The following is a 3,853-nucleotide window of genomic DNA, read 5'->3' on the forward strand; positions in this document are numbered from 1 at the left end:
AGACGTTGCTGAAGATCGCCTCCGCCGTCGCCGCGCGGATCGTCCGCGCGGAGCTGTCCACCCAGCCGGAGCTGATCGGCAACATGATTCACGAGGCCGTCGAGTCGGTGGCCGGAGCCGAGGGCAACGTGACCGTCTACCTCAACCCGGACGACGCCGTGTTTGTGCGCGAACACCTCGACCAGCCGGTCGAGGGGCCGCACTGGAAGCTGATGCCGGATGACGGACTGCAGCCCGGCGACTGCCGGGTCGAGACCGCGGATGCGCGCGCGGATGCGCGGCTGGATGCCCGCGTCGAGCGACTCGTCGCACCGGCGTTCCGGTAGGCGGTAACGTCCATGGCCGTTCATCACCTTCCCTGGCAGACCGAACGCAACGAGCGTGTCGCCCAGCGTCTGGGTCGCTACAGCGCCGTGCCCAAGACCGAGAGCGGCATCGTCGTCGAAGGTGTGCTCAAGCGCTCGATCGGACTGACGCTGGAAGCCTCCGGCTGCCGCATGCCGATCGGTGGACACTGCCGCGTCGAGGTGGAGGGCGGCGGGTTCGTCGAGGCCGAAGTGGTCGGCTTCGACGGTGACCGCAGTTACCTGATGCCCACCGGCGACATGACCGGTCTGAAGGCCAGCGCCCGCGTCTTGCCGGATCGTCGCTCCGGCGAGGTGGCCGTGGGCGAAGGCCTGCTGGGTCGCGTATTCGATGGCGCGGGGCAGCCGTTGGACGGCCTGTCGGCACCTCGCACCGACCGGCGGGTGTCGCTGATGGGTGGTTTGATCAACCCGCTGGAACGCGAGCCGATCACCGAACCGCTGGATGTCGGCGTGCGCGCCATCAACGGGTTGCTCACCGTCGGCCGCGGGCAGCGCATCGGCCTGTTCGCGGGCTCCGGCGTCGGCAAGAGTTCGCTGCTGGGCATGATGACCCGGCACACCAGCGCCGAGGTCGTGGTGGTCGCGATGATCGGCGAACGTGGCCGCGAGGTCCGTGAGTTCGTCCAGGAAACGCTGGGCCCCGAAGGCATGCAGCGCGCGGTGGTCATCGCGACGCCCGCGGATCGGTCACCGCTGATGCGCGTGCACGCGGCCTGGCGGGCGACGGCGATCGCGGAATACTTCCGCTCGCGCGGCAAGCACGTGTTGCTGCTGATGGATTCATTGACCCGTTTCGCCCAGGCGCAGCGGGAGATCGGTCTGGCCGTTGGCGAGCCACCCACCACACGCGGCTACCCACCGTCGGTGTTCGCCAGGCTGCCGATGCTCGTGGAGCGAGCGGGCAACGGCGAGGCCGGTTCCGGTTCGATCACGGCCGTGTACACGGTGCTGACCGAAGGCGATGATCCCAATGACCCCGTGGCGGATACCGCGCGGGCGATTCTTGACGGCCACGTGGTTCTGGCGCGCAACATCGCCGAGACCGGACGTTACCCGGCGATCGATATCGAATCGTCGGTGAGCCGCGTCGCCCGCCAGGTCACCTCGGGCGACTACCAGGCGGTGTGCAACCAGTTCCGGCAGCTTTACTCGGCCTACCAGCGGCAGATCGACCTGATCCGCATCGGTGCCTACCAGCGCGGCAGCGATCCGGTCACCGACCGCGCCGTTGAGCGCTGGCCTGCCATTCTCGACTACCTGCGCCAGGCACCGGATGAAGGCGCGAGCCTGCCCGACTCCATGCGAGCGCTGTTCGACACCATTGGCATTCACTCGGACGGACAACATGCGTGATCCGCAACGCACAGGGCAGCTGGTCGATGTGTATCGCCTGCGTGAGGAACGCGCGGAGGCCGCGGTCAGCACCGCGAGCAGTCGCGTGCAACAGGAACGGGAACGTCATCAGGCGCTGGAGCAGTACATGGCGGAGTACGCGGCCGCCACCGTGAGCGGCGCGCTGACCGCGGGAGCCCTGGCCAACCGCTATGCCTTCGTCGCGAAGCTGGCCGATGCCTGCCGGGCGCAGTCGCGCGTCGTCGAGCAGCAGCAGGCCGGTCTCGGTCGTGAGTACCTCAAGCTGCAACAGCGCCAGACCGAGCATCGCAGGATGGAACACCTGCACCGCGTGGCTTGTGATGAGCAGGACCGCGACCGCCGGCGCCGGGAACAGCGGGACCAGGACGAGGCGGCGGTGACGCAATGGATTCAGGGCGCGGGATGATGGGCCTGGCCCCGGCATCCGCGGTTGAGACCCGACCCGTCGACGCCGTGCGCGCCGCCGGGAGGGATGCACCGTCGGACGGCGAGTTTTCCCGGATGTTGTCCGAGGGGGCGGGGAACGCGGGCTCCCGCGAACCGGAACGCTTGGATCAGGCATCCGACGGTTTGCAATCGCAGCACGCGGTCGCGGCCCCGGTATCGCCGCCACAGGAATCGCCACCGTCGGGTGGGGCGGAACCCGCGGCCCGCGGCACCAAGCCGGTGGACTCCGCGACGCAGACCCGGCCGGAGGCAGCCAGCTCCGAGCCGGTTGATGTGGCCGTGGATGACGTGACGCTCGCCCGGCAGACCTCCGCCAAACCCGCGGCGGAACCGCCGCCGGTCCGGCCGGGGCAATCGGGGCCGGTTGCGGCGAAAGCCGAAGGCGTCGGCGACAGGCCAGCTCAGCCGGGCGCCGATTCAGCGAAGGCGCTCGTGGTCGATCAGAGCTACAGGTCGGCGATCACCGCTTCCACGCAGATTCAGGGCGCGGCGCAGCAGGCCGTCGCTCGTGCTGGTCGAGTCGGTCCCGTGATCCCGACGGTCGCGGATGCCGGCGCGGCGGGCATCACCGCTCCTTTGTCGATTTCCATGGCCGCACCCCTGGGCGGGGATACATCGGCGGTTGCCGCGATGACGCAGGCGATGTCGGCGGCACCGGTCGCGAACCCGGAGCAGCTTGCCGCGCAGTTGCAGCTTCAGCTGCGTGATGGCGTCAACAAGGCGACGGTGCGTCTGCATCCCGAATCCCTGGGCGAGTTGCAGGTTGCGATCGAGACGGTTGAACAGCAGGTGCGCGTGGTGCTTGCCGCCCGCCAGCCCGAGTCATTGGACTGGTTGCAGCATTCGCTGCCCCGCCTGCAAACGGCACTGGACAATGCGGGTTTTTCCAAGGTCGACGTCGAGGTGCAGCAGCATTTCCAGGACGCTGACGGAAATTCGTCATCCGGCCGGGAGCAGGGCGGTGATTCCGCGTCAGACCGGGCTTTCAGGGCCGCTGTCGGTGACGCCATCCCGGTCGACACGCGGCGTTCGATCCCCCTGGGAACCCTCGGCGGGCTCGATACCTGGGCCTGACGTCGGCTTCTTGTCGCGGGTGGTTTCGCACCGCCGTCAATTCACCGCCGCGACTTCAGTTAATCACTTTGAATTCCATTGAAAACAGCTAATTAGGCTGTTTCGTCAAACGTCTGGCAGCGCGTATTCGTGTGGCACATGGCTTGCCCCAAGGGGGCAGCACACTGTCCAGACGAGACTTCACGATGTCGGTTAACCAAGCCCCTGTTCTCCATCTTCCGCGCTCGCACCACCTGGCCGGACTGGGTCAGCAGGCGGGGAAGATGCTGGTCATCCTGCTGATCGCCGTGGTCGTGATACTGGCGGCCGGTGGCGGCGCTGCCTGGTTCTTCCTCAGCGGTGACGACGAGGCGGAGGTTGCCGAGGGCGAGGTGACGGAGGAAGTGGTGACCAAAGGCCCGGCGATCTACCACGCCTTCGATCCGGCCTTTGTCGTGAACCTGACCGACGCCGCGGGCGACATGCGCTTTCTCCAGGTCGAGTTGCAGGTGATGACTCGCGACGAGGACGTGCCCGAGGCGCTGTCCCGTCATGAACCGCTGATTCGCAACGACCTGCTGCTGCTGTTCGGATCGCAGAGCTACGAAACG

The 3,853-nt window shown here is 67.6% G+C and carries 5 protein-coding genes; all 5 read left to right on the top strand.

What is annotated here, in order from left to right; translation table 11 throughout:
- Nucleotides 1-326: flagellar assembly protein FliH (locus ABNS06_RS10585; RefSeq protein WP_348674538.1), on the top strand; the 326-nt coding region annotated here is incomplete at its 5' end.
- Nucleotides 327-338: 12 nt separating this feature from the next.
- Nucleotides 339-1,721, top strand: coding sequence for a FliI/YscN family ATPase (locus ABNS06_RS10590; RefSeq protein ID WP_348674540.1), 1,383 nt, complete (start codon nt 339-341; stop codon nt 1,719-1,721).
- Complete coding sequence (locus tag ABNS06_RS10595; protein WP_348674542.1) at nt 1,714-2,148, top strand: flagellar FliJ family protein; 435 nt, start codon at nt 1,714-1,716, stop codon at nt 2,146-2,148. The genes ABNS06_RS10590 and ABNS06_RS10595 overlap by 8 nt, the downstream gene beginning before the upstream one ends.
- The gene (locus ABNS06_RS10600) at nt 2,127-3,263 is read left to right on the top strand and encodes a flagellar hook-length control protein FliK (RefSeq protein WP_348674544.1); all 1,137 of its coding nucleotides are present in this window, start codon (nt 2,127-2,129) and stop codon (nt 3,261-3,263) included. The genes ABNS06_RS10595 and ABNS06_RS10600 overlap by 22 nt, the downstream gene beginning before the upstream one ends.
- 185 nt (nt 3,264-3,448) lie before the next feature.
- Nucleotides 3,449-3,853 (top strand): flagellar basal body-associated FliL family protein (locus ABNS06_RS10605; RefSeq protein WP_348674546.1); only part of this gene is annotated, 405 nt, incomplete at its 3' end.

The sequence above is a fragment of the uncultured Abyssibacter sp. genome (genome assembly GCF_964000955.1).
Lineage (GTDB): Bacteria > Pseudomonadota > Gammaproteobacteria > Nevskiales > OUC007 > Abyssibacter.